The organism is Snuella sedimenti, from assembly GCF_016428595.1.
Lineage (GTDB): Bacteria > Bacteroidota > Bacteroidia > Flavobacteriales > Flavobacteriaceae > Snuella > Snuella sedimenti.
Genome location: NZ_JAELVQ010000013.1, coordinates 1 through 26,248, shown reverse-complemented (window position 1 = coordinate 26,248; position 26,248 = coordinate 1). Strand labels below are relative to the sequence as shown.

The 26,248-nt window shown below is 32.6% G+C and carries 18 protein-coding genes; 8 read left to right on the top strand and 10 right to left on the bottom strand.

The window, feature by feature from the left end; genetic code table 11:
* Positions 1-5: 5 nt before the first annotated feature.
* From JF259_RS10880 to JF259_RS10850, 7 genes are all read left to right on the top strand, one after another.
* The gene (locus JF259_RS10880) at positions 6-2,333 is read left to right on the top strand and encodes a glycoside hydrolase family 95 protein (protein ID WP_199115356.1); all 2,328 of its coding nucleotides are present in this window, start codon (positions 6-8) and stop codon (positions 2,331-2,333) included.
* A 259-nt stretch (positions 2,334-2,592) separates the two neighbouring features.
* Positions 2,593-3,228, top strand: coding sequence for an RNA polymerase sigma factor (locus JF259_RS10875; RefSeq protein WP_199115355.1), 636 nt, complete (start codon positions 2,593-2,595; stop codon positions 3,226-3,228).
* Positions 3,229-3,462: 234 nt separating this feature from the next.
* A complete protein-coding gene (locus JF259_RS10870) occupies positions 3,463-4,665 on the top strand; it encodes a FecR family protein (RefSeq protein WP_199115354.1) in 1,203 nt (400 codons plus the stop codon).
* A gap of 136 nt (positions 4,666-4,801) precedes the next feature.
* The gene (locus JF259_RS10865) at positions 4,802-8,188 is read left to right on the top strand and encodes a SusC/RagA family TonB-linked outer membrane protein (RefSeq protein WP_199115353.1); all 3,387 of its coding nucleotides are present in this window, start codon (positions 4,802-4,804) and stop codon (positions 8,186-8,188) included.
* Between the two features lie 3 nt (positions 8,189-8,191).
* On the top strand, positions 8,192-9,814 hold the full coding sequence (locus JF259_RS10860; RefSeq protein ID WP_199115352.1) for a RagB/SusD family nutrient uptake outer membrane protein: 1,623 nt from the start codon (positions 8,192-8,194) through the stop codon (positions 9,812-9,814).
* A gap of 74 nt (positions 9,815-9,888) precedes the next feature.
* The gene (locus tag JF259_RS10855) at positions 9,889-11,610 is read left to right on the top strand and encodes a LamG domain-containing protein (protein WP_199115351.1); all 1,722 of its coding nucleotides are present in this window, start codon (positions 9,889-9,891) and stop codon (positions 11,608-11,610) included.
* 30 nt (positions 11,611-11,640) lie between these two features.
* Positions 11,641-12,096 (top strand): hypothetical protein, encoded by a 456-nt coding sequence (locus JF259_RS10850; RefSeq protein ID WP_199115350.1) that lies wholly within the window; start codon positions 11,641-11,643, stop codon positions 12,094-12,096.
* Positions 12,097-12,237: 141 nt separating this feature from the next.
* Here JF259_RS10850 and JF259_RS10845 read toward each other — a convergent pair whose 3' ends face one another.
* On the bottom strand, positions 12,238-13,143 hold the full coding sequence (locus JF259_RS10845) for an IS982 family transposase (RefSeq protein WP_199115349.1): 906 nt from the start codon (positions 13,141-13,143) through the stop codon (positions 12,238-12,240).
* A gap of 836 nt (positions 13,144-13,979) precedes the next feature.
* On the opposite strand from JF259_RS10845, the gene JF259_RS10840 reads away from it, so the two are divergent.
* Complete coding sequence (locus JF259_RS10840; RefSeq protein WP_199115348.1) at positions 13,980-15,239, top strand: site-specific integrase; 1,260 nt, start codon at positions 13,980-13,982, stop codon at positions 15,237-15,239.
* A 97-nt stretch (positions 15,240-15,336) separates the two neighbouring features.
* Here the strand turns inward: JF259_RS10840 and JF259_RS10835 are convergent, their stop codons facing one another.
* From JF259_RS10835 to JF259_RS10795, 9 genes are all read right to left on the bottom strand, one after another.
* Entirely contained in the window at positions 15,337-15,786 is a 450-nt protein-coding gene (locus JF259_RS10835) for a DMP19 family protein (protein ID WP_199115347.1), read from the bottom strand.
* A gap of 2 nt (positions 15,787-15,788) precedes the next feature.
* Positions 15,789-16,784 carry a hypothetical protein gene (locus JF259_RS10830; protein WP_199115346.1) on the bottom strand — a complete coding sequence of 332 codons (996 nt, stop codon included), beginning with the start codon at positions 16,782-16,784 and terminating at the stop codon, positions 15,789-15,791.
* 27 nt (positions 16,785-16,811) lie between these two features.
* Positions 16,812-17,237 carry a hypothetical protein gene (locus JF259_RS10825; RefSeq protein ID WP_199115345.1) on the bottom strand — a complete coding sequence of 142 codons (426 nt, stop codon included), beginning with the start codon at positions 17,235-17,237 and terminating at the stop codon, positions 16,812-16,814.
* Positions 17,238-17,320: 83 nt separating this feature from the next.
* Complete coding sequence (locus JF259_RS10820) at positions 17,321-18,205, bottom strand: hypothetical protein (protein ID WP_199115344.1); 885 nt, start codon at positions 18,203-18,205, stop codon at positions 17,321-17,323.
* A gap of 21 nt (positions 18,206-18,226) precedes the next feature.
* Complete coding sequence (locus tag JF259_RS10815; protein WP_199115343.1) at positions 18,227-18,832, bottom strand: hypothetical protein; 606 nt, start codon at positions 18,830-18,832, stop codon at positions 18,227-18,229.
* A gap of 253 nt (positions 18,833-19,085) precedes the next feature.
* Positions 19,086-20,867, bottom strand: coding sequence for a HEPN domain-containing protein (locus JF259_RS10810; RefSeq protein ID WP_199115342.1), 1,782 nt, complete (start codon positions 20,865-20,867; stop codon positions 19,086-19,088).
* 8 nt (positions 20,868-20,875) lie between these two features.
* Positions 20,876-24,187, bottom strand: a complete 3,312-nt coding sequence (locus JF259_RS10805; protein ID WP_199115341.1) for a DEAD/DEAH box helicase — start codon at positions 24,185-24,187, stop codon at positions 20,876-20,878.
* Between the two features lie 600 nt (positions 24,188-24,787).
* Positions 24,788-25,477, bottom strand: coding sequence for a nucleotidyl transferase AbiEii/AbiGii toxin family protein (locus JF259_RS10800; RefSeq protein WP_199115340.1), 690 nt, complete (start codon positions 25,475-25,477; stop codon positions 24,788-24,790).
* Entirely contained in the window at positions 25,470-25,991 is a 522-nt protein-coding gene (locus JF259_RS10795; RefSeq protein WP_233164224.1) for a hypothetical protein, read from the bottom strand. The genes JF259_RS10800 and JF259_RS10795 overlap by 8 nt, the downstream gene beginning before the upstream one ends.
* Between the last annotated feature and the right edge of the window lie 257 nt (positions 25,992-26,248).

The following is a 26,248-nucleotide window of genomic DNA, read 5'->3' as shown; positions in this document are numbered from 1 at the left end:
ATAAGATGAAATTAAGAGCTTTCGTATTTTTAATTAGTATTTGTGCGTTTTCACAAGAAAAAGATGATTTAAAATTATGGTACAATAAACCAGCAACAGATTGGATGACTGAAGCCTTACCTATTGGTAATGGCTATATAGGAGCGATGGTTTTTGGTGGAATAAATGAGGAACACATCCAGTTTTCAGAAGGCACCTTGTGGTCTGGTGGTCCAGATTCCAACCCCAATTACAATTTTGGAATAAAGGAAGGGACATATAAATATTTGCCAGAGGCAAGAGCGTTGTTGAAAGAGGGGAAAACCAGAGAAGCAGACCAATTGGTAAAAACAAAGTTTACGGGAGCCATAGAAACAGGATCACGATATAATAGTGAATTTGGAGATTATGGAGCACAACAAACCATGGGGGATTTTTATATAAAAGTGAATCACCTTGGTGAAGCTTCTAATTATAAAAGAAGTCTAGATTTAAAAACAGGACTGGCAGAAGTAAGCTATACCGTGAGCGGTGTAGACTATAAGAGAACCTATTTTGGTAATTATCCGAGTAAGGTTATGGTGTATCATTTTGAAAGCTCTGTAGCAACTAATTATGAAATTCGTTTTGTAACACCTCATGCAACGGTTAAAGAAGTGTTAGAGGATAGTGTTTATATTTTTCAAGGAAAAGTGGCCGATAATGGAATGGCATTTGAAACAAGAGTTTCCCTTAAAAAAACAGACGGGAACGTATCTTATAAAAATGGAGTAGTTTATGTTGAAGGAGCTAAGGATATAACACTTGAGCATACAGCAGCTACATCATTCAAGTTATCCTATCCAAAATACAAGAATCCAAGATTTAAATTAAAAAATACTGAAGCGCTAGAAGGAGTTTCAAAATTATCTTATGATGATTTAATCGAAGAACATGTTTTAGATTATAGCAACCTATTTAATAGGGTTTCTTTTAGTTTGAAAGGGCAATCTTTTAGTGATGTACCTACTAATACGCGTTTAAAGAATTATGTTAAAGGGAATCAAGATAGAGGGTTGGAAAGTCTCTATTTTCAATATGGCAGATATTTAATGATTTCTGGAAGTAGACCTAATACCATGTCTATGCATTTACAAGGGAAATGGAACAATGCAACAAATCCAGCTTGGGCAGCAGATTACCATAGTAATATTAATTTACAAATGATATACTGGCCTGCTGAGTTGACAAACCTTTCCGAATGTCATGAACCTTTTTTAGATTATATAGAAAGCTTAGTGGAACCTGGAAAATTGGCAGCAAAGGAATTTTTTAATGCCGATGGCTGGATGGTCAATACTATGTGTAATGCCTTTGGATACACCTCACCAGGTTGGGGGATTCCCTGGGGCTTTTTCCCGGGTGGAGCAGGATGGTTCTCTCAACATTTGTGGGATCATTACGACTTTACAAATGACAAACAGTTTTTACAAGATAAGGCATATCCCATTATGAAAGAATCGGCTCGGTTTTGGATAAGTTATTTAACCGAGGATGAAAATGGGAAGCTAGTTTCTGTGCCATCATATTCTCCAGAACACGGAGGAATTTCAAGCGGAGCTTCCATGGATCATCAAATCGCTTGGGATGTGTTGAACAATTGCGTAAAAGCCGCTGCGGTATTAGGGATTGATGATGACTTTACTAAAAGGGCTTTACAGACAAGAGATAATATATTGCCCCCTCAAATTGGAAGCTGGGGACAGTTACAAGAGTGGAAAGAAGATGTAGATGATCCAAATAATAAGCACAGACATGTATCCCACCTTTTTGCCTTACACCCAGGAAACCAAATATCAACTATTGAAACTCCAAAATTAGCAGAAGCGGCAAGAGTATCTTTAAATGCTCGTGGAGATGGTGGCAGTGGTTGGTCTAGGGCTTGGAAAATTAACTTTTGGGCACGGCTTAATGATGGGAACAGGGCTCATAAAATGCTTAACCAACTTTTAACTGCAGTAGAAACTAAAACGGTCTCTATGGATAATTCAGGAGGAACGTATGCTAATTTGTTATGTGCGCATCCACCAATTCAATTAGATGGAAATATGGGAGGTGTTTCGGGTATCGTAGAAATGCTTTTACAATCACATTCTGGAATTATAGAATTATTACCGGCTCTACCAGACGCATGGCAAAGCGGTGAAATAAAAGGATTAAAGACGCGAGGAGGGTTTGAAGTTGACATAATCTGGAAGCAAGGAAAAATAATTAAAGGCCAAATAAAGGGTAGTCCGCTTGCGAAAGGTAAATTGAAAATAAATGATAAAACAAGGACTTTTGAATTAAATAAGAAAGGAATCTATATTTTTTAAATCGAATGACTTCAGTACAAATTAATTTAATTTCTAATTGCTTATAATTTTGATCTCTTTTTATAATTATATGGTATTGTTCCTTTATGATAATTTAATCGAAAAGAATCCCTCGAGGCTCTGCCTAGGGATAGTTCGCTTCAAGAAATCCATTATTTTGATGAAAATCACTTTGTTAAAAGCTTGCGAATATAAATTAAATTTTCATATATGAATAATTTTTTTAATATTTGTTAAAGTATTTAATCTTAATAGATTCATGATAGAAGGGACTAAACATTTACGTAATAATACTTTTGTAAATGACAATGTGCCTAATTGTGACGACTCCACATATATCAAACATCAAGAGGGTATATCCGACCATCAAGTATGGCATCGATTAAAGGAGGGGGATGAATATGCATTTGCGTTAATTTATAAATCTAACTTTCATTTTTTATATTCCTATGGTTTGAAATTGGTCTATGATAAAGCCTTAGTTAGAGATAGTATTCAAGATTTATTTGTTCACATTTGGGATAGAAAACATAAATTAGGTGAAGTTGCTAATATCAGGATGTATTTGTGCAAGGCATTAAGAAGAAGGGTTTTAAATGAAAGGAAGAAAGGATTAAAGTTAGTTAATACAAGCTCAATACAACAAAGTGATACACTTGTTTTTTCAGAATCGGTTGAACATAGACTCATAGAAAAACAAAAGTTCGATTATAAACTTAGTAAATTAAAAGTGTGCGTAAATCGGCTTACTACGAAACAGCGAGAGATGATTCATCTAAAGTTTTATGTAGGATTGAATTATAAAGAGATCGCAGAAATCATGGACCTTTCTACTAAAGCGACTTACAAATTGATGGGTAGAGCCATTGGTGCTCTTAGACATTTTTATAAGTAATATCTAAGGATCACGTCTCGATTAGCACATATTTTTCCTGTATTGTAGGTGATACTAAATAGATTTATATTTTTCTTGATTATTATACAAACCTTACCTGCAGTTCTTACTTTACTTACTTATCCTCTACTTCATGTAAGTTTACTGATTAAATTAAAATTTTTTATTTTTTTTTGGGGTAATTTCTGTTTACTCTCTCTCTATATAATAAAGGTTAAAAGATTTTACTTAATCATGGGTTATCAGGATTATACTGAACAGGATTTTATAATGGATGAGTATTTCCAAAATTGGGTGCTAAGACCAGATACTATGTCTAATAAATTTTGGATAGAATGGATGAAAGATAATCCGGAGAAAAAAGACACTGTTGAAAGCGCAGTAGCATTTGTTAAGCTTTTGTCTAAGGAGGGAGAGGCAACTGAATTGGATGAATTTGATACGTTGTGGCAAGATATTATTCATAAAAGAAGAACATCATATGGTGAACTAAGTAGGAGCAAGAGAGAATTTCATAAGGTATATATTAAGTTGGTTGGTGTTGCTGCAATATTTTTAGTAGGACTATTGGTTTCCATAGCTATTTTTAATCAAAATAAATTAGAAGGAGAAATTATTGATACTGATCAGATAACCCTTGAACTGCATGATGGAACTATAAAGTATCTGGATGAAAGTTCTTCTGAAACCATTTTAGAATTGGCAGGAAAAGAACTTATAAAAAAAGAACAGAATGTTATAAAGTATCATTCTGACAATGCATCTTCTTCGACGAAGCTAGTATATAATACTTTAAATGTGCCATTGGGTAGAAAATTTCAGTTGGTTTTATCAGATGGGACACATGTATATTTAAATTCTGGTTCCAAACTTAGATATCCTACTACCTTTATCAAAGAGATGCCCAGAGATGTGTTTCTAGATGGTGAGGCTTTTTTTTCCGTGGAGGAAGACAAAGAACGTTTGTTTACGGTGATAACAGATCAAATGAATACACAGGTATATGGAACCAAGTTCAATGTTTCGAGCTATAAGGACGATGGTATTTATGCGACGGTTTTGGTGGAAGGAAGTGTTGGCGTATATAAATCAAATGATTCAATCGAACTAAAGCCCATAAAGGTAATTCCTGGACAACGCGCAGTGTTAAACGAGAATGCCATAAAAGTACAGAAGGTGTTTATTGAGAAGTATATAGCTTGGACAGAGAATAAGCTTTATTTTATAGAGGATAACTTCGAAACTATTTTAAAGAAGTTAGAGCGACACTTTAATGTAAAGATAATCAATGAATATAAAGCCTTGAACCAAAAGCGTTTTACAGGTACATTTATCGATGAAACCGTAGAAGAAATATTGGAAGTTTGTAAGGCTCATACAGGTTTTACATACACCATTAATAATAAAGAAATAATTATCAGTAAAAACCAATATTAACCATCTCTATTTTGGAGATTCTAAAACCAAAAATATGATAACATAATACAATGAAAGTCGAGCGTGCGGCTACACGCCCGACTCAAAAAATCGATTTTAACTAACGTAACTTAATTAACCAAAATCAAACAAAAATATGAAAAAACCATTAAATGGGGTAGGATGTATTTGTATTAACTATCCAAATTTTAATCTTAAGATGAAGTTTTCCATTCTGTTTTTTATTCTTACGCTCATCAAAGTACAGGCTGATTCAGGATATGCCCAGAATACAAAAATTAGTTTAAGTGAGGATAACATAACTATTTCAGAAGTTATAGACTATATTGAATCAAGTACAGAGTTTAAATTCTTTTATAGTCAGCAGGAATTGGAATTGGAAAGGAAGATTTCTATCCATGTTAAGAAGAGAAACATTAATAAAGTACTTAATTTAATGTTTAGCAAGGGTAAGACAGCTTTTCAGGTTATTGAAAAGCAAATAATTCTAACTCCTCTAAAGGAAGGGGGTTTAATAAAAAATAATTCACCAGATATAGGTGACGAAAGTTTACAACAAATTGAAATTAATGGAACAATAACTGATAGTTCTGGACTTCCTTTACTAGGGGCGAACATATTGGAAAAGGGAACAACGAATGGAACACAATCGGATTTTGATGGGAAATTTTCCCTTAAAGTTTCTGGTTCGGATGCTGTTTTAGTGATCTCTTATGTTGGTTTTGCAACGACTGAGGTAGCAGTTGGAAACCAAACCAGTTTCTCAATTCAACTTGAAGATGATGCTGCTGAGCTAGACGAAGTAGTGGTTGTTGGATATGGTACACAAAAGAAAATAAACTTAACAGGAGCTGTAGAGTCGGTAGAATTAGAAAGTATCGAAAGTAGGCCTCTTACTAATACTAGTGCGGCATTACAAGGACTTGTTGCGGGTGCATTTATTTCACAAACTTCAGGGCAGCCTGGAAGTGATGACGCAAAAATTTTAATTAGAGGGGTAAGTACTTTTGGTAATAGTGATCCCCTAATAATTATTGATGGTATGATAGGGTCTCTAGATGATGTTAATCCTAACGATCTGGAATCTGTTTCGGTATTGAAGGACGCAGCTTCATCTGCTATTTATGGAAACCGAGCAGCCAATGGGGTAATTGTTATTACAACCAAGAAGGGGAAAACTGGACAAATGAAAGTGAATTATAAAGGCTATTATGGAGTGCAAGAGGTTACCAAAATACCAGAGCTTTTAAGGGGAGTGGAATATTTGGAGTTAATGGCACAAGCCCAAGCGAATTCCAATGGTGGAATATTTCCATCCTGGTATACGGATGAATATATGGATTTATTCAGGAATAATGTAGATCCAATATTATATCCTACTGACTATGATTGGGTTTCTGATGTCTTTGGGACGGCAACCATTATAGATAATCATATTAATGTTTCTGGTGGTTCAGAAAAATTTCAGTATTCTGCTGCCATTGGGTATTTAGATCAAGATGGTATTGCCGATGGCAGTAAAACGAAGAAACTTACCTTCCGAACAAATTTTACGTCTAGTTTTTTAAACGATAGGTTGAAGGTCGATCTGAATTTCTCTGGATATGACCAGCGTACGGGAGATTTACCAGATGGCGGAATCGATTCTGCCATGTATTTTATCTATGTTGCTCCTTCAACATCTAGAAGATATTTACCAGGTGTAGGTTATAATGCATATGGAGATAAATGGGCAAAAGCAGAGATAGGAGGTTATACGAATACGAATACATCGCCTGTTAATGTAAGAATGGCTGCAACATTAGATATTATGGAAGGACTTAGTGCCAAAGCTTCTTATAATTTATATAGAACCTCTAGATTATTCGAATCATGGAATCCTTCAGTTACTCTTTTTGGATTTCTGCCAAATGGAGAGTTAAATCCACAAACTCCTTCTGTATCAAGTTTGCTAACTCAAAATGAAACATCTTTAACCAGATTGTTCAATGCACAATTAAACTATTCCAAAGAGTTGGTTAAGGGCCTTAATATGGATGTAATGGTTGCTTATGAAGCTAGGGATTATGTATATGACTGGAAATCGGCTAGTAGAGAAAATTTTTCGGCTAATCTACCAAACTTAAGTGTTGGAGATGCTAGTACACAGAAGAATAGCGGAAGGGCATACGATGGCGCTTGGTTATCTTATTTTGGAAGAGTTGGGCTTAATTTCAAGGACAAATATTTAATTGAAGGTGTTTTAAGAAGAGATGGAAGTTCAAGATTTTTAGACAAGTGGGGGTCTTTCCCATCTGCATCCATTGGATGGAGAATTTCAGAAGAACCTTTTATAAAGGACGGTAATGGGCTTTTTAATAATTTAAAACTAAGAGCGTCATGGGGTAAACTTGGAAATGAAAGTATCGGGCAATATTATGCCGCCTCGGATGAACTTAGCTTAAATATTTCGCACAATTTTAATAATACATTATATCCTGCTGGTGCTGTAACCAAACTTGCTAATAGAGGAACCACTTGGGAAACCTCGGAGCAATTAAATTTTGGTCTTGATTTCGGGATTCTTAAAAATAAAATTAGTGGTACTATTGAATATTTTGTTAAGAAGAATTCAGATATCCTGATGCAACTTCCTCTGTCAAGCACATTAGGGCTATCAACACTGCCATTTCAAAATGCTGCAGCAATGGAGAATAAAGGATTAGAAGTTTTAATAAACTATAAGGGGCAAATAAAGGATGTTAAAATTAATGCCAATATTACAGCTTCGCATACAACAAATAAAATTACTGATTTAGCAGGACAAGACCCTATTATTTTTGGTGATTTGATATGGAAGGAAGGAGAAGCATTTAATTCATTTTTCGCCTATAAAACAGAAGGCTTATATCAATCTCAGGCAGATATCGATAGTCATTTAACATCAACTGCTGGTAATGCCTACGCAGGATTGGTTGCTCAACCAGGAGATATTAAGTTTTCTGATTTAAATGGAGATGGTTTAATAAATGCAGATGATAAAACTTTGATAGGAAAACCTTATCCAGATTGGATATACTCTGCAAATTTAGGATTTGAATGGAAAAACTTTGATCTGAGTTTCTTTTTCCAAGGTGTTTCTGGGGTTAATTCCTTAAATCAAGGTATGGTAACTGCTCCATTTCACGGAGGTTCTGCAGGGACTGGGGTGTGGTATAGAAATGCTTGGACTCCAGAAAATCCAAATACCAACGTGCAAAGATTATATAGTGAACCTAATAGATTCGATATTGTATCTGATTATTATTTGGAAGATGCCTCTTATTTAAGGTTAAAGAATATAACCGTAGGTTATAAAATACCCAAAAAAATATTAGACGTATTGTCTTTATCTCATGCTAGAGTTTATGGTAATATACAGAATGCATTTACATGGACAAAAATGCGTTACGGATTTGACCCAGAAAAGCCAAGTACTACTACCAATACTTTGCAGCACCCACAATCAAGGATTTATTCAATAGGATTAAACTTAAACTTTTAAGCTATGAAAGTAAAAAATAAAATTACAACTATTATATTAACATCCCTGTTAATATTTTCATGTAGTGACTATTTGGAAACTTCTCCAAAAGATTTTGCTACTCCAAATGCCTATATAGAATCAGAGGCAACAGCGGAAATCATGTTAAATGGTGTATATAAAAAATTAGATTATTTTGAAACAGACGCATCATATGCTAAAGTGCAATCTTTCTATTTGGACGTGATGTCGGACAATGCCTTTAACCGTTCGCCCTGGGAAGGCGCTACCGATTTTGCAAGAGGAACGGTAACCGCAGAAGCAACTAGGGTAGCATGGAAATGGGATAGAAACTATTTAGGGATTGCTAGAGCCAATTCGTTTTTAGATGCTATGGAAAACCCTAATTTTGCTTCTGATAATATTCCTCGATATACCGCCGAAGCAAAATTTTTAAGAGCCTGGTATTATGCTGATTTGATTAACTTTTTTGGAAATGTACCGTTAATTATTGTTACAGCTGATTTAGAGAACGGACAGCCTGAAAACACACCAAAAGCGGAAACAGTTGCTCAAATTATAAAAGATTTAAACGAAGCTATTCCGGAACTTCCTTTAAAGTATTCAGATGCTAAAAATATAGGTCGGATAACAAAAGGAGCTGCACTGGCACTTAAATCACGAGTGTTGTTATATAACGAAATGTGGGCTGAAGCGGCTGATGCAGCAAAAGAGTGTATGGATCTAGGTGTGTATAGCCTGTTCCCTGATTATGAAGGCCTATTTTTAGAAGAAAATGAAAGTGCCGTAACAAATTCTGAAGCTATATTGGAGGTTTTTTACACGCCACAAACCAACCCTTCATTTTTTCAGATGCCACTTATGGAATGGTGGCCATCTTATCTGCCCACATTACAACTAGCAGAATCTTATTACATGGCTAATGGTCTTCCAATTACTGACCCAAGTTCTGGTTATGATCCTGACAATCCATATATGAATCGTGATCCACGATTATCGATGTCTATTTATTATCCTGGTGCTCCCTGGACTGTAGAATTTTGGGGAAGAATTGGTGGTAGGTTTGAAGAAAATTGGATACTGGGAGGTTCTGGGTTTAAACCTAAAAAATGGATAAATGATGGTAAGCAAATGGATAGGAATAACGGAGAAGGGAACAATAAACTGTTTATTCGTTATGCCGAAGTATTGTTAAACTATGCCGAGGCTAAAAATGAGGCCTCTGGTCCAGATGCTACGGTATATGCAGCTATTGATGAATTACGAAACAGAGTAGGAATGACCACATTAAGTGCTGCAATGCCTGCTTTAAGCCAGTCTGAAATGAGGGAAGTAATTAGAAATGAACGTAGGATTGAGTTAGTTTTTGAAGGCCATAGACTAAGTGATATTCGCCGTTGGAGAATTATGGAAGACGTAATGGTCGATGCTTTGGGATATGATCCCGAATATTTGGGGAATATGGCTTATCCTGGTGATGGTATGGGAACAACGGAAGATTGGCAATACGTTACTAGGGTGATTGATTTTAGATCGTTTAATCCACAAAGAGATTATTTATGGCCAATACCTCAAAGCGAGATAAATTCAAACCCAAACATTAATCAAAACCCTGGGTACAATTAGAAATATTTCATTGTTAATAGGGCTAATAGGTCATATTAAATGAGATATAATAATTAACTAATCAGAAAAGACAAATGAAAAAAATATATATAAATAAAATTCTACCTCTTTTGGCTCTTATGTTAATTGCCATTATAGGGTGTAGTGATGAGGATTTTAATGGAGATGAAAGACTGGAAGGTAAGTCAGAACTTTACGTTTATCATGTTAATCCAAAAACAGGACTTGAATATACAAATGCTGAACTTGCGGAATTAGAATATGATCCAAGGCATTATGAGTCTTACTCAGAAAGTCAACCTATAGAATTGGCTGTGATTACACAATCAATGCCACAAAAAATAGAAGTAGTTTCAGGAGCAGATAATTCAGTGCTTATGGAAATTAATAATTTTTCAGAAATTGAAGGAGGCTATAAATCTAGTTTTTTTACTACTGATGTTACTCAATTGGGGTTAGAGGAGTTTGAAAAAGTAGTCATAGTTTTTAATGTTACTTATGCGGATTCTGGCCAGTCTGGTTTCACAAATCCATCTATGGGCAAAACGTCTATAGTTATCCAAAGACTTGAAGGAAGGGCACCTTCCGTTCCAGGTAACGAGTTCGTTTTCTTGGTAAGAAAAAACCAAGGAACATTAAGGATTAACACTGCAGATGCGGTTACTTCTAAAGTAAAAGATCCTTATGTTGGTAGTATACTGGAATTTGATGGCGTGGACGATCAAGTTGAAATAAATGATAATAATTTAGGTTTTAGAGGTACTGGAAATTTCTCAGTAGGAATCTGGGTAAATACTACGGCAACCAATAGTGATCCATCAATCATTGGTGATAAGGATTGGAATGGAGGATCAAACAAGGGATTTGTTTTTGCTTATTTGGGCAGTAATTGGAAGCTAAATATAGGAGACGGTTCAAATCGTGCAGACCTTAATGGAACAGCTATTAATGATGGTGAATGGCATTATTTAATGGCTACTATCGATAGGGCAGGCGATGTAACTATTTACCAAGATGGCGTTGCCATTTCTAGTGCAGATATTTCTGCTTTGAATGGAGCAGATATGTCAAGTGGAATGCCTGTAAGAATAGGTCAAGACGGCACAGGAAGTTATGGTAGTTGGTATAGCGGCATGGTAGGTGATGTAACTTTCTATGACTATGCACTTACAGGTTCAGAGGCAGCTATAGCTGCTAGACAATATAGTGGTGCTGTATTAAAAACACAATCAGGTCTTACAAAAAATATTAGCGTCACTAATAATGGTGCTTTGGCTACAAGTGAAGCAGGACGTTTTACTTATGAGTTCGACGGATCTAACTATGCAAGTTTAGAGATGGATTCAGATTTAGATTTTAGGCATAATGGCAACTTTACTATCTCTACATGGATTAATACCTCTGCAACTAATAGCGATCCAAGTTTCCTGTCTGATAAAGATTGGAACGGAGGATCAAATAAAGGATTTGTTTTAGCTTTCCTTGGAAGTAACTGGAAATTAAATGCAGGAGATGGATCTAATCGTATAGATATCAGCGGAGATGTAGTTAATGATGGTGATTGGCATATGTTAACAATTACATTTGATAGAAGCGGGAACTGTTCGGTCTATCAGGATGCCCAATTCTTTGCTAGTGTTGATATGTCCGGCATTGGCGACATGAATAGTGGCCTGCCTATTAGGATTGGTCAAGATGGAACAGGTACTTATGGTGTTCCATTTACAGGCAAAGTAGCTAATACAATGATATTTGATTATGTTCTTACTCCAGAGGAAGTAGAAGATTTGTATTAAATATATTATTATAAATAAAACATTAAGTATATGAAAAATTTCACTATAAATATTTTTAAAGCAGTACTGTTAACAATGATTATTTCTTTTTGTTTAGGCAGTTGTTCTACGGATGCAGAAGCACCTAAATTGGCTGTTCCAGGTTTTCAAATGGATGAAAATGATAATCCAATTATTGGTGAAAGCTTTGCTAAGCTATCTACTAGGGTATGGCTTGATGGAGGAGCATCCATCGAAGAGGTTGGTGTATGTTGGACAATCAAGAAGACTTCTGATGAAGGTGAAGTGCAATTTCCAGAAAAAGACATTGACGACACCTCTATTGGTTCTTTCAGTAATAATATTGCATATGCAGAAATAGGAGCGTTGACCGTTCTGGATACTATTTATTATGCTAGGTTTTATGCAATAAATCGAGATGGTGTTATTGGTTATAGTTATCCATTTAAGTTTAGTAATAATTTGGAAGATTATGATTTTAATTAAGTTTTTGTAGACACCAAAAAAGAAGAGCCCACTGTTAGTGGGCTTTTTAATTTACAAATAGATTTTGATCAAATAAGAGATATCAAAATTGTGCTCGAATCATCCTCTAAGTAATTAAAAACCTGAGTTCGACGTAAGGATTTAATAAAAAAGAGCTAGTTGCGGTGTGTTTTCTGTTTCAAATTTAATGCTTGGTTTCTTTTCTTGAAAGGAATAAGCAATAAGGCTAGCTACTAAATTGGTAATAAAGTTACCAAAACTTCTATGTCTAGAATGTTCCGCTTGGGCAATGTTTTTCAATTGGTTATTTATAGTTTCTATAACGGATCGTTTTCTAAGGAGTATTTTATCTCTCATAGTCATCATTACATTTTTCATATTGTTTCTAATGCCTGTTATTAGGTGCAATCCTTGATCGAACAATAATGCGGAGAGTTGCTTTGATATATAGCCTTTATCGGCATATAGGCTACCGAATATTTTTTTCAAAAAGTTTTCTTGTTTTAAAGGAGACCTGTCATCTACATTAGCTTGAGTGATAATGAAATCAAGTAGTTCCCCTTTATCGTTTATAATGATATGAAGCTTAAATCCATAAAACCAGCCCATGGTGGATTTACCAATATTGGCAATACCTTTAAAGACTTTATTTTGCTTTATCCGCTTTTTATTGCACGCACGTATCGGCGTAGAATCCACAAAAGATATTCCTGTGCATTTCCCTAAACAACAGGTCTTCATATATAGGGTCAATGGGAGTATATTGGATTGCATCAATTCAACAAAACGATTGTAGGAAACCGTATTTGGAAACTCTTCATGGAGCTGTTGTTGAACATAGTTGATATAGAAGTGTTTAAAAGTTCTTATTCCGCTTAAATGAAACAGAACAGTAATGGTCACTATCTCACTAATGGACATTGTAAATTTGCGCTTTCTTGTCTTTTTCCCTGTGGAAAGTTGTCGTTTTACTAAAGCGGGCTCAAAAACAAGGCAAAAATCATCAATAGAACAAAAAATTTCAGTAATTTTATCTTTAGAAATCATAAGCAGAATATTTGTTAATATATTTAATTTCAACACTTTAATATACTAAATATTCTGCTTTTTCTATACCAAAAAATCGCTTTTCTTACGTCGAACTCAGGTTAAAAAGCAATTGTGTTTAGAGAAAATAAATAATGGTTTAATGATAAATTTAAACAGTTAGCAATAATTAAATTGCTATTTTTACAATGAAAACTAAATCAATTTATTTGCTATCAAGCTAACCGTCAACAAATTGGTTAACAGATTTTGTGAAAAAGTATAGAGCCTTTAAATATGTATATATGGCGTGACAGGTTTGAATCCTGCCGAGACCCAATAACTATTTAGTATAGCATAGTTGTAATCTCTCTTTTGTTCTCACTAAAATTTTCAAAAACTTTAAAATGTATTACTCATATTTGATTATATGAGAATAAAAATTTGTCAATTTGATTTTACTTGATGGTTTTTGGATACATTTGTAAAATAGAAAGCCTAAAGTGCTCTCGTTGATGTCTTAATTAGTGTCCTGTTTAGGGAATTAGGATTTAATATACTGGAAAACAATGGATTGTCTGGGTTGTTTTTAATCCTGTCATCCCGACAAAATAGCATATCAATCTAAATCAAAAACCTGTTAATCGTATGATTTACAGGTTTTTGTATTTTTAACGATTTCAAAAGAAAACAAAAAATTATGTTAAAAAAGTCAACAATTCGGATAACAAAAATAATTTTTAGAAACGTGTTGACCGAATTGTTAAAATCCATCTGTTGGTTAGAATAATAAATGTATCTTTAAGGTGATTTGGCTTTCGTCTGGTAATAAAATGTATTAACAAAAAGACGAAATCATGAAAACAACAAGCACTTTAGGTATTTTGCTCTGGGCAGACTTGGCCAGGGCAAAAGACAACCAAGCCTCCATTTATGCAAGAATCACAGTAAACGGCAAGCGAGCAACGCTGAGTTTAAAGCGTAAAGTTCACGTAACGGATTGGGATGCCCATAGGGGTAGGGCACGCGGAACAAACCAAAACGCAAGAACACTTAACAACTATCTAGAAGAGGTGAACAGTGACCTTTTCAAGTGCTACCAAGATCTGAAGACAGAGCGTAAGCTAATAACCTCAAATGCCATCAAGGCAAGATACCTAGGTGAGGATGAGGAGAACCATTCCATAAAAGATATCATCAACTACCATTATGAGGACATGGAGGGTAAATTGAGGTGGGGCACTCAAAAGAACTACTACACTACCGAAAAGTATATATCAAAGTTTCTGTTGAAGCGTTATAAAACCACCGATATGTATTTGCGAGAACTCGATTATAATTTTATACTCAAGTTTGAAAAATACCTGAGAGGTTATGTTCCAACGGATCACCAAAGGAAAATGGGTAATAATACTGTGATGAAACATATAGAACGCTTTCGAAAACTTATTAATCTAGCACTCAAATTGGGATGGATTGAAAAAGACCCTTTTATAAACTTTAAAGCTCATATTATAAAAACAGAAAGAGGGTTTTTGAGTGCTGATGAATTATATGCGATAGAAGGGAAACAATTTACAATTGAGCGATTGCAACTAGTAAAGGATCTGTTTGTGTTTAGTTGCTATACTAGTTTAAGCTATATCGATGTGATTAACTTAACAGAAGATAACATAAATATTGGGATTGACGGCGAATTGTGGATTCACTATAGAAGAGAAAAAACAACCAAGGTTATTAGAATTCCCTTATTGCCGAAAGCTTTACAAATTATTGAAATGTATAAAAATAATCATAAATCGAAAGCTCAAGGAAGTATATTCCCTAAAATATCGAATCAGAAATTGAATTCCTATTTAAAGGAAATTGCCGATGTATGTGGCATCAAAAAAAATCTAACCTTTCATATAGCCAGACATACCTTTGCCACGACGGTGACACTTAGTAATGGTATCCCCATTGAAACGGTTTCAAAGCTGTTAGGTCACTCTAAAATATCCACGACCCAAATCTATGCCAAGGTCATAGAGCGAAAGGTCAGCGATGATATGAAAAAGTTAAGGAACCAATTTTTAAACACAAAAAAGGAGTCAGATAGAGCCTGTCAAAAATTATGATGTAGCCTATCTCATTTCTACACTAGTAATAATAAGCCATAGCAGATGCTAGGGCTTTTTTATTTTTTATAGTGTACTGGTTTTATTAATTTAGTTTTCATTCAACGATAAACCTCTCATAGTTATTTTTAATATACTGAATTTGAAGTATTTCTAAACCTTCTAAATCATAAAATTCGTCGTCCAATTCATTAAAATCAGGATTACGCTTATTTTCAAATTTTGAATCTTGATTTATAAATATATCAATAGCTTTTTCTGTAACAATTGCAAATGCATCTGCACCTATTCTTCTAAATCCTCTTATTGCAATTCTTCCTTTTTCAATTCCGTAATTATTAAAGAATTGGTCGAATCCACCATTATTAACGTCTCCCTCTAAAATCCACATAGATAGAAAATCCGCCATTGCTGGATCAGCTTTTCTAAGGCTTTCTCCAAATGTACCAAGTTCTAATTCTACTGATTTATTGTAAATCAATGTAACTAGCTTTTCATTTGTTGCTCTTTTTAAATCGGTTAAATTATATTTTATTTTTTGAATCATTTTTAATTGCCGAATTTAAACAATTTACTCAATGATAGAGTTCTTTTTTCAGGTTCAGAAACCTTTAAAAGGGCTAATTTGCCAATTGGTTTACTAGATATTAGAATAGTTTTATTTGCTTTATTAAATCTCATTAAGTCCACTGTGAACCCAATATCAAGGCTATCTAATTTCTCAATTTTATCTCCATAGAACTTAAGCAACTCAATACCGTGCATTCCTTTATTTAAAATAATTAAATTGTTAAACACATTAACGGAACGAGCTGATGTTTTAAACTCAGATACTAATTTGAGTTCATAATTAATAAATTTATAAATCTTCAAATAACCCATTCCGCAGATATAACCATACTCATCATTAGCGTCCAAATAGATATCTTGACAAGTAGTTTTGCAATCATCGACTTTAATAGGCCTAATATTTTGATCAGAAAGACTTTGTAAGTATATTTTACCATCATTCGTTCCATAAACTAATAAATTGTGATTGTGGAATGAATGGATTGCTGTTACTTCTTTTGCTTTAAAGGGTAAAGAATATAATATTGATAAGGCTTCGTCAGCAGGATTAAGAACATTAATTTGTTTTTCTTGAAATTGCATTATTAAACCTTTGTTAGTTTTTACAGGGAGTTCATATTTGTGAATTCCAAAGACATTGATTAAGTCAAAATAAGTGTCAGAGCCTGCACTCAATCCATTTAATTTATTATAATCATTTACAGAAAGGTATTTGAACCCGCTTTTACCTGTAAGGCTTATTTCTTCATAAAGGTCTGAAGCAAATCTGTCTTCATATACTTTCTTCATTTTATAAGCCTCGTCTTTAGAGGCTGCTTCAGATAAAATATCAACATTAGTCTTCCGCTTAAAGGTAATTTCAGCGACTTTGAAAATATCTGTTAGCAAAAAAGATTCTCGTTCTACGGACACCCAAATAGCTTGTCTCATATAACTTAAGGGGCTATCAATTACATCAATCAAGTTAAGTTTCATTTCTTCTATTTTATCTAAAAATATTTTTTATTCCTGATGCTTAATGAATTCAATTTTGAAACTTAGAGATTCTAGATTAGTTCTGGTCTGATTTATAACTTTTTCTTTGTCCACGTGATTGAAGTCATCTCTAATCTTAGTCCTTAAAATCCAGCCATAATCAGGTCTTTTAGGATATTGCAGAATTCCATTTTCATCCTCATTAGGTTCTAGTTCAATATATAATCCGTTTGCTTTTTCAAAGTCGAAATAAAAGTACTTAAATACAAAAGGAAGTCTTGCTTCCAACATTGATTCACTTTCAGATTTAGATAACGAACGTCCAAATACTTCTTTAAAATTCATGATAAACTTTTTATCATCTGATTTATCAATCAAAATTCCGTATTCACTATTTAATTCCATATTCTTTAATTTACTGCTATTGGATTCTGAATTCTGTGCATAAGACATGAAACAGGATATTATTAAAATTAATCTTAAAAGTTTAATACAATTAAAAATACTCAGATGCATCGAAACGTTTCGTTTAACTATTAGTTATTTGTTTTAATTGGAATCGATAATTCGATATTTGTCCCAACGGCTTTTTTGTCTGCTGTTTTGGTAGGAATAAATTTGGGTAATGACTCGATGATTTTTTTAATTTCCTTTCTTGCTTGATTCCCACCAGAGATAGAATTTAAAGTTTCTACATTTGAAACATATCCGGTCTTTGATATACTTACTTTGAACTTTAATATACCTACTTCTTTAGGCGGTTTAATTTTTAAGTTTTTCAATTTATCTGTAATAAATGAATGAATGGACTTCATTGTACATTCAGTAACTTTCGATTTATCTGATTCATTTTCACAGCCAACAAATGATAATGGTTGGACTAGTGATTCGGCTTCTTCTTTATTAGGTAGACAAATACCTTTAATTCCTTTTTTGCTAGTTATTGCTACAAGCCCCAATCCTTTTTTATAATAGCGTTTTTCTTTGGTTCCGTTTGAATATTTATTTTCTACAACTATGAGATTTTCATAATTACAATATGGAGTTTCAAAAGAGCCATTGATTTCGGCAATCTTTCCAGTATCCCAACTAGCTCCTTTTTTAGGTATTGCTATAAGCAAAATATTATCTTTTTTCTTTACCTCATTGTACATGTAAATAGTATCATTTTGGTTTCTTAATAGCAAATCATAAATAGTTCCTTTTCCAAAATCTTGCTCATATTTGTAATATTCTTTACCATCGATTTCAATTTTTTTAGTTACTTTTTCAACATAAAAGGCATCTCCCCAAGTGATATGTTTTTCAAATCCAATTGAAAGAGGAAAATAACTTTCTCCAAAACTCTTATTGCAAAATTCACTTTGCCCGAAATTTAAAATGGGAAAAATTGTTAATAGTAAAAATGTTGTTCTTTTCATTGTTAATTTGGTTTTAACATTTTATTTAATTCTAGTATCTGCAATTATCTCTTTACCATAATAAATTTTGAAAACTTTTAAATCCTTTGGAAGAGAAAAGTATAAATCGATTTTACAAGATTTTAAATCTTTATGACCTAAATACGGAGAGGCTACCCTTGGTTTTTTCTTAGTTCCAAAGTTTATATTATGACAGATATCTTCATATCCCTCAATTTTATAATCATTAAACGTGTTTTTTATGTGTGGTTTATAAGATAACCATTCCTTTAATTTTTTATCAGTAGGTTGAAAGTTAACTAAATGTTCAAATCCAATAAAAATCCAACCAGCAGCATAGTTATGCCTTACATCTATAGGTTTCACACGTTTTTTATATTGGTCTGTAACTAAATAGAATTTATTTGGGTCAAAATCGGCATGATCGCCTGAAATTGATTTCATTTTAAATCTGACCTGTACTTTTTCAACGTCCTTTGTTGTCTTTATAGTGTAATAATAATTTCCCCCAACGGCTTTTTTAGCTTTAATGAGTTTAAATTTAAAATTATCTGCTGGGATATACTCTTGACTTATTATTTGAAAATGAAATGCTAGAAATATTAATAGAGTTAATGCTTGTTTCATGTAATATTCTTGTGTAGTCCGATAATAAAGTCTTACAATTTAGGTAAATAAAACTTAACTAGCCAAAAACTCTCAAAGTTAATCCCTTAGTAACAACTGTTTAGTGTCAGCATCTACATTATTTTTGTTCAAACTGGTTTACTTCCATGTGAAGCTTAATTCAATCAATAGTTTCATTAAATCTGGACTTATCAGTAGGGTGTACCCAAAAAAATCAAGACTGATGGGTACTTATAACTGATGGTAGTATCTGTCAAGACACATCTGATAGATTCGCATAATGTTTAAAGTTTTCAATCTGAAAAAAGACTTTTTGATTTGCAGTCATATTCATAATCTGTACAACATCTTCTGGAGCTTCATTCATTTGCTTTAAATACGATTCCATAGAATTAATATCTTCTAATTTATCTGATTTTTTCAACTCTAATTTTTTGTTGTCAAAAGATGTCCCTATGAAATCTTCTCCACTTTTTTTGTGAGAATTTAGAATTGAATAAAAAGGTTCTAAAATATAAACGTCATCTCTTTTTTGGGGGTAGGTTTTCATTACAGGGTAAAAAGCCCATAATGTTAATCCATTTTTAAATGCTAAAATCTCTATTTTATGAATTAAATATTTGTCAAATTTCCAAACACCATTTTCATAAGATTGGTAACTGTTTTTTATTTGATTAAATTTATTAGTTTGGATGTCAAAATAATTTTTTGTCCTAAAAATGTCATTGATAATATTTGTCATCCTTATTAATGGAATTACGAGAATATTGCCATAAAATGTATTAAAATCTGGATGAGCATTCATATTTCTCATTTTTCTTGCCCAGTCTAACCCATTTTTAAATTCTTCATCATACTCATTAGAAATATCTTTAATTAATCTCACTAATGGTGTATTCTTTCTAAAATTTATTGATTCTTGTTTTGCTTTTGTCTTTATAGCTATCTCAAAAATCCTAGTAAGTCTGGAAAATGCATCTCCATATATGGGATAATAATAGTAGCTAAAAGACTGTAATTGTTCAGCTATTTCTAATTCTTGAATGATGTTCTCTGGAACTTTGGAATGAGTATTTTTCTTTACAATAAAATAACTCGTAAAATCACTTTTAGTTTTGCATCCAAAAATATCCCATCTAGTATCTGGCGTATTAAATTCCTCTCTTAATTTAGAGTTTAAATCTATATAATTGCTCTCTTCATTATTTTCATTGATTTTTAAACTTTTTAATTTACTCAAAGCTGTTTCTAAATGCTTAATAAAATAAGATTGATACCTAACTATTGACAAGTTATTATTATAAAAATCTAAAGGACTTTGACCATTTAATTCTTCAGGGTATCTTGTAGAGTTACTATGTTTATTTGTTAGAAATGAACATATAATTAATACGAATGTTGCATAAGCCAATTCAATCATATTAATACATATATCTTTTACGACAAGGATAAAACTATCAAAATCATCATTTAAAACTTCATTTAAAGCTTCAATAGATTCTTTAGCTTTAGGAGTATCAAAATTCTCGAACCATTTAATTAAAAGGTTTAAGTTTTTCCTAAATATACTAGAGAAGTTTTCAGGAAACTCCAAACGAAAACTTTCTAATTCACCAAGTACATTTAAGAATTCTTTTATTTCTGATTCATCAAAATCCATGTCTTTTTGATTATGGATTTTATCTATGTGGCTTAAAGTAAATTGTAAATTTTGCTTTTGTTCTAATAAATTTATGTTTTCAAAAAGAGGGTTTTCAGTAATAAAACTAAATTTCTCATCCAAAGAATCTAAAAGGTCAAAATCACTAATCTGATTAGATATGCTCTTTCTTAAAGGTTTAAGTTGATTATGACTTATCTTTTTAAAATCACCCTCTTTTAACACCCCATTTAGAAGCCAGTAAGCTTTATTTGCCTTTTCAGTCGCTTGTTGAAAATAAAAGTATGATTGGCTGAAATGTTCATTATTATAGAGTATTTCGGAAGCTTTTAAATCATTGATAGCAATATCAATCCATTTTTTCGCATTGCTCATAACTTAATTTAGTTATCAATTAATACTTCAAAATTGTTTCCTGTATTTTTAAGAAGCATATCTGTAGCCCCTAAAAGACTTAACTGTTCATCACTAATTATTTTTTTTGAAATACCAGGTTGAACTATAATAACATTGAAAACAATTTTGGACATACCTGATTCCACCATATTAATTATTGTTTGCAACTCTTCATTTCCTCCTTTTTCAAAGCGTGATGGTTTGGAATTTTTAAGCCTATGAGCTTCTCTCTTCTTTATATGTTCAATAAGATTACGCATATTATGCTTCCAATGAAAGCTTCTTTGCGCTTGTCCACATACCTCATACAAGTCTTTTAATCTTGCACCTGCTTTATCCTTCAAAGAAAATTTACAATGATATAAATCAACAACTAGTTTACTATAATCATCATAGTATTTGATAGCAATAATATCACTTACCTCATTTTTGTCATCATCATCAAATACTACTTGATAATTAGAATCATTTTTCAATTCATTTATCATTACATATTGGATTGAATCTTTTCGCAATATTGTTTTGGTCTTATCATATTGAGATTCAATTGTTATGTTAACTCCATAAGCTTTCCAATCTTTTGTTTTAATTTTTGAAACATCATATCCTTTAGGTTTATACTTGAACTTGAAAAAAATATCATTATACATTTTAGAAGAATCAGCAAATCGTATAATTGGTGGGTATGCAGTAAAAAACTCTTGAATACTTTGGTACTCATTTTTTCCATATTTGAAGACTAAATCTGCTCCAGATATTTTTTGATAACTAAACCCTCTTGATTTTTTATTAGAATCTAGTGTTAATTCATATAGGGTTTTTCTATCATAAGAATCAGAAACACTAAAAACTATCTTGCTTTTATTTGAGTTATCAATATCTAAATCTATCCTATAGTCATAAAACGACTCATTATTAATGAATAATTCTGACTCCCTATAATATATATCATCATTCCATATTATAGATATAGGAGTGAATAAAAAATCATCAGGAAAAGGAGGAACTCTTTCAGGTTTAGCGATAAAATCGAAAATATTTTTAACATCAATATCTGTATTAATTAATTTTCCTCCAATAACATCACACCAGTCACAAAATTCAGGAATTGTCTTGACCATTCTTGACCAAACCCTTCCTTTAGAAGAGCAACCAATTGTCATTCTTTCCCCTTCACTAAATCCCTTACCAAATAAATTAGCACTAGATTTAGTTTGCTTTGTAATTTCATCTAAAGCCTCTCCTACATTTTTTCCGAAAAGTTGAGTGTAACTAATTGATTCTTCTGAAATGGGTTTAACCCCCAAATTAAAAAGCTCTAATTCTTCGACTTCATGTAAAGATTTATATATGTCAGCTTCATTAATTAAATTTATTTCATCTCCTATTAAATCGTTTGCTAATTGTCCGTATAGGCTTCCGTTATTGGAACTATTAATGAACAGTAGCTTTTGCTCTTCATTATAATAAATAATAAACAGGTCATAATTGATATTTATTAAATCATCTATTTTCCCCCATCTAACAGTAGAATCAGATTTGGTTATAATTACAATCAAATTCTTCTCTTGATGAGTAGCAAAAACGGATTGCTGTTTCCTGCTTTCAAAAAAATCTTTATGGTTTTCAGGTTTCCATTTAGGAGATAAACTATTTATTTGATAAACAACGGTGCTTAATGCAGGAGCTATATTTCTTAAAGGGATTTTATATGGTATTTCATCCTCATCAAATTTTTGAAAAAATGCTTCTTCTTTATTCAAATCGGATAAAATACTTTCGTTTGAAGTTTTAAGAATCCTGTTCCAATCAGCGTCTTTGGCATATAATTTTTTTAGCAAGTTATCTTTGAGTTTATTATCCCCAATATTTGCTATGATGGTTGCATTCCCAACATTTTTCGTAGAGCTTCTTGTAAAACGACCAAAGAATTGGATTGAAGTCGTAATGTTTTTATGCATTATGTGTAAAGCACATATTTTTAATTCAGGCAAATCGTATCCTTCTCCTAGCATATTAACACAGACAATTACCTTATGAGGATTGCTTTCACTTCTTAACCTAGATAATATTTCTCTTTTTTCCTTGTCTTTAGTTTCGCTAGTGATTAATACTGGGTTATATTTTTGATAGCTTTTATATATTTCAAAAACCTTTTTCGCTTCTTCAATCTTATCAACTCTAGCCATTAAGAGATGCTCTAGCCCATTTTCTATATCTTGTTCAAGTTGTAGAATGGCTTTTTTAGCAATTATATGGTGAACTTTATTGTCATCAAATTCGACAATTGGCATAAAGTTTATTTCTCTAAATGACCCATCACGTTGTGCTAATGATAATGGGTAGTTATATATGATTTTACCTTTTAATCTCTTGTCATCATTTCTAAAAGGAGTAGCAGTAAACTTTAATACTGGTTTTTTATTCTTTATAAATTCAACTGCTATATTGTTCCACGTATTTGCCGCACAATGATGAGCTTCATCTACAATAAGGTAGTTTGAATTATTTATAATTTCAAGAAATATCCCTACATCTTTTTTTCTACACGCAGTAATTACATCAGTAGTGGCGACTATGACATTGCATTTAGAATAGAAATCTACAGCCTCCTTTTTTTCTTGAAAAGATGTGTTTATTAAACCAACGATAGGGTTTATAACAATTTCATTTATTACTCCAAAATCCTTATTTTTTAAAATTCCTAATTCTATAAATTTATTTGATATCTGTGTTCTTAATGAATTGGATGGAACAATAACTAAGATTTTGTTACAAAGATTCGCTACAGCTAGTGATAGCATCGTTTCTGTTTTTCCAGTTCCAGTTGGCATTACGACAATTGCTGGCTCAATGGAGATGCTCCAATGTGCCAAAATAGAGTGCAATGAACCTATTTGAGGGGGTCTCAGTCCTTTAATTATTGGTTCTTTGTTCTTATCCAAAACTTCTTGCTTATAATTAAAATTTCCCCTCCAAGAATCAATTACGCTTGTATCATTTGGGAATTGGTATGACATGCATTCTTTTGGACAGGTTTTTAAATAAGTATAAATATCCCCCTTGCATTTATTGATATTAAAATAAAAAATGGCATTAAAGTCTTCTTTAGGAAATTTGTTGTGATTGAAAGTGAAAAAATATTTTTCATTTTGGCTTATTCTAAATAAATATCCTAAATCCTCATATTTAGAAATCTCTCCAGTTTTTACACCTAATTTGTGTATGATTTTATTTCCATGCTTTTTTAAAGATATTTTCAGGTCAATGCTAATAGTTTCTTTGAAAAGACTTTCCATGTTTGTTAGAATATTTAAAACTTAAAAACAATAAAGTAATAAAAAATATTCCAATATGTGTGCGTTTTTTCTGGTAGAAATATTTCTTGTTGTTAACAACATTAATGGTAACAAATAACAGTCATCTTTAAAGAAAGCAAACTGAAATCATTTGTAAAATGACCGAATATAAATTCCTGTTTTGCTTATAACGTTTTACTAGTTAAATAAGCATTTGTAATAAAAACAGTAAAAATAGACTCAAAAATGGGGTAATGAGCCAGATAATAAAGGTAATTAGTTATAGGGAGTACTTATATTAAATATGTTCATTTTAGATAAGGGTAATGATTACATGTGCTGTTTCTACAAGGGTAAATATTATTAAAAATTACCTTCGTTTAATAAAAAGATGTAAAATTTACTCATGGCAACTTTAATTGAGAAGCCTGAACTTAAGTCCACTTCATCAGAATTCCATTCTTACATTTAGTTTCACTTTCTGATAGTCCCCGATTCTTCATATATATATATGCTATTAATGGTTCTAGACATTAAAACCCCGAGTCTATAATGGTTTTTGGTTTTCTTAAAAGATTTGCTCGATAGACCATAATATATTTAATTTATTATGAGCTCTATTTTCTCCATCAACATTTTAAAACGTTCTTCGCGAATTAATGGATGTATGTGCATGGCTAAAATTTCATCTGCCTGTGGGTGGTTTTTTATAGTTTTCAATTCCTGTTTAATGTACAGTTTTACGTTTTCTTCGTTTGCTAGTATTTCCTCCACTATTGTTGTTCTATTGTCCAATAAATAGATTATATCTTCGAAATCGTGACTGCCATAAAAATCATTTTTACCCCGGTCTTTAAAGGCTTCTAATTTGGTTGCCAGGAAATAGGGGGAAGGCAATAGATTTATGGTTATACCTTCAGGTAGTTCTATTTGTTGTATGAATTTGAACCCCGGTTTGTACCATACATTTGAAACACCAATACTACTGTCTTCTGCTGGCATGATGTCAATAGCAATACCTTGGAATTTATAGGAGCATATGGATTGACCTTGCGGGTCAGGAGAAAACCCAAGTTCTGCCAGTCTTTCTTGCATTTGAGCCCATTCAGAATAATTTGCCAAATTGATGGTCATGTCAATGTCAGTAGTTGGACGAATTTCCTCAGCTGCTGGGTCATCAGTATATAAACTGATTACGGCACCACCAATAAAAACCATTTTTTCGTTCAGCTCTTTTAACCCTTTCGCAACTTGGGCAACTAATGCAAGGTTGATGGCTTTGTTATGCATTTTGTATTCTTTTTTCCAGTTCTTTTTTTGCTATTTCTTTTTCTCTAGCTCTTCCCACTCTTATGGCATCAACCAATGCTAGTAACTCATACAGCTCTTTATCCTTCAATGAGGCTTCTACAACAGTATTGTATAATGGTTCTATGGCTTGACCTCGTTCTTGTCCTTTGGCATAGGGCCAAACATATTTATCATTGGCATGGATTATGTTATTTAAAGGTTCCGCTGAATGTGCCGTTAACATACCTCTTACAATGGGGCCTGGGTGTTGTGGAAAAGCATAGGCTATACCATGCATCAAGAATTCTTTAAATGCTAATTTGTTTACTTTTTTTCTTGTAGTATCAATTAAGCCCGCATATTTAGAACGGTTTAAGGATTGGCTTACTTCCGACTGGCTTATTCCCAATTCTTGGGCAATCGTGTGATGGAACCATGATTGTTTACCTAAAGCTATTATTTTCAGGAGTATTACGATGTCTTGAGGCTTCAAATTATTTCTGGATTGTTGCATGTATTTCATATTGCGATATGCAATATTACATATTAAATAATTAATAAACAATGTTTTACTTAATTATATTTCATATTGCGATATGCGATATGGTAATGTTTCGAAATACTTGTTTAGTTCCAAATATGGTTAATTATATGCAAAATTCGGACAAAGTATACCACTAACTTCGGAGCAAAGTGAGCCACCCTTGCCGGTCTAAATTGAGCATAGCTTGCCGGACGAAAGTGAGCCACTAAAAATCGTTTCTATTTGAG

Excerpts from the sequence above, each read along its gene's own strand:
- JF259_RS10880 (WP_199115356.1), top strand. The coding sequence starts at position 6 with ATGAAATTAAGAGCTTTCGTATTTTTAATTAGTATTTGTGCGTTTTCA.
- JF259_RS10875 (WP_199115355.1), top strand. The coding sequence starts at position 2,593 with ATGATAGAAGGGACTAAACATTTACGTAATAATACTTTTGTAAATGAC.
- JF259_RS10870 (WP_199115354.1), top strand. The coding sequence starts at position 3,463 with ATGGGTTATCAGGATTATACTGAACAGGATTTTATAATGGATGAGTAT.
- JF259_RS10865 (WP_199115353.1), top strand. The coding sequence starts at position 4,802 with ATGAAAAAACCATTAAATGGGGTAGGATGTATTTGTATTAACTATCCA.
- JF259_RS10860 (WP_199115352.1), top strand. The coding sequence starts at position 8,192 with ATGAAAGTAAAAAATAAAATTACAACTATTATATTAACATCCCTGTTA.
- JF259_RS10855 (WP_199115351.1), top strand. The coding sequence starts at position 9,889 with ATGAAAAAAATATATATAAATAAAATTCTACCTCTTTTGGCTCTTATG.
- JF259_RS10850 (WP_199115350.1), top strand. The coding sequence starts at position 11,641 with ATGAAAAATTTCACTATAAATATTTTTAAAGCAGTACTGTTAACAATG.
- JF259_RS10845 (WP_199115349.1), bottom strand. The coding sequence starts at position 13,143 with ATGATTTCTAAAGATAAAATTACTGAAATTTTTTGTTCTATTGATGAT.
- JF259_RS10840 (WP_199115348.1), top strand. The coding sequence starts at position 13,980 with ATGAAAACAACAAGCACTTTAGGTATTTTGCTCTGGGCAGACTTGGCC.
- JF259_RS10835 (WP_199115347.1), bottom strand. The coding sequence starts at position 15,786 with ATGATTCAAAAAATAAAATATAATTTAACCGATTTAAAAAGAGCAACA.
- JF259_RS10830 (WP_199115346.1), bottom strand. The coding sequence starts at position 16,784 with ATGAAACTTAACTTGATTGATGTAATTGATAGCCCCTTAAGTTATATG.
- JF259_RS10825 (WP_199115345.1), bottom strand. The coding sequence starts at position 17,237 with ATGTCTTATGCACAGAATTCAGAATCCAATAGCAGTAAATTAAAGAAT.
- JF259_RS10820 (WP_199115344.1), bottom strand. The coding sequence starts at position 18,205 with ATGAAAAGAACAACATTTTTACTATTAACAATTTTTCCCATTTTAAAT.
- JF259_RS10815 (WP_199115343.1), bottom strand. The coding sequence starts at position 18,832 with ATGAAACAAGCATTAACTCTATTAATATTTCTAGCATTTCATTTTCAA.
- JF259_RS10810 (WP_199115342.1), bottom strand. The coding sequence starts at position 20,867 with ATGAGCAATGCGAAAAAATGGATTGATATTGCTATCAATGATTTAAAA.
- JF259_RS10805 (WP_199115341.1), bottom strand. The coding sequence starts at position 24,187 with ATGGAAAGTCTTTTCAAAGAAACTATTAGCATTGACCTGAAAATATCT.
- JF259_RS10800 (WP_199115340.1), bottom strand. The coding sequence starts at position 25,477 with ATGCATAACAAAGCCATCAACCTTGCATTAGTTGCCCAAGTTGCGAAA.
- JF259_RS10795 (WP_233164224.1), bottom strand. The coding sequence starts at position 25,991 with ATGCAACAATCCAGAAATAATTTGAAGCCTCAAGACATCGTAATACTC.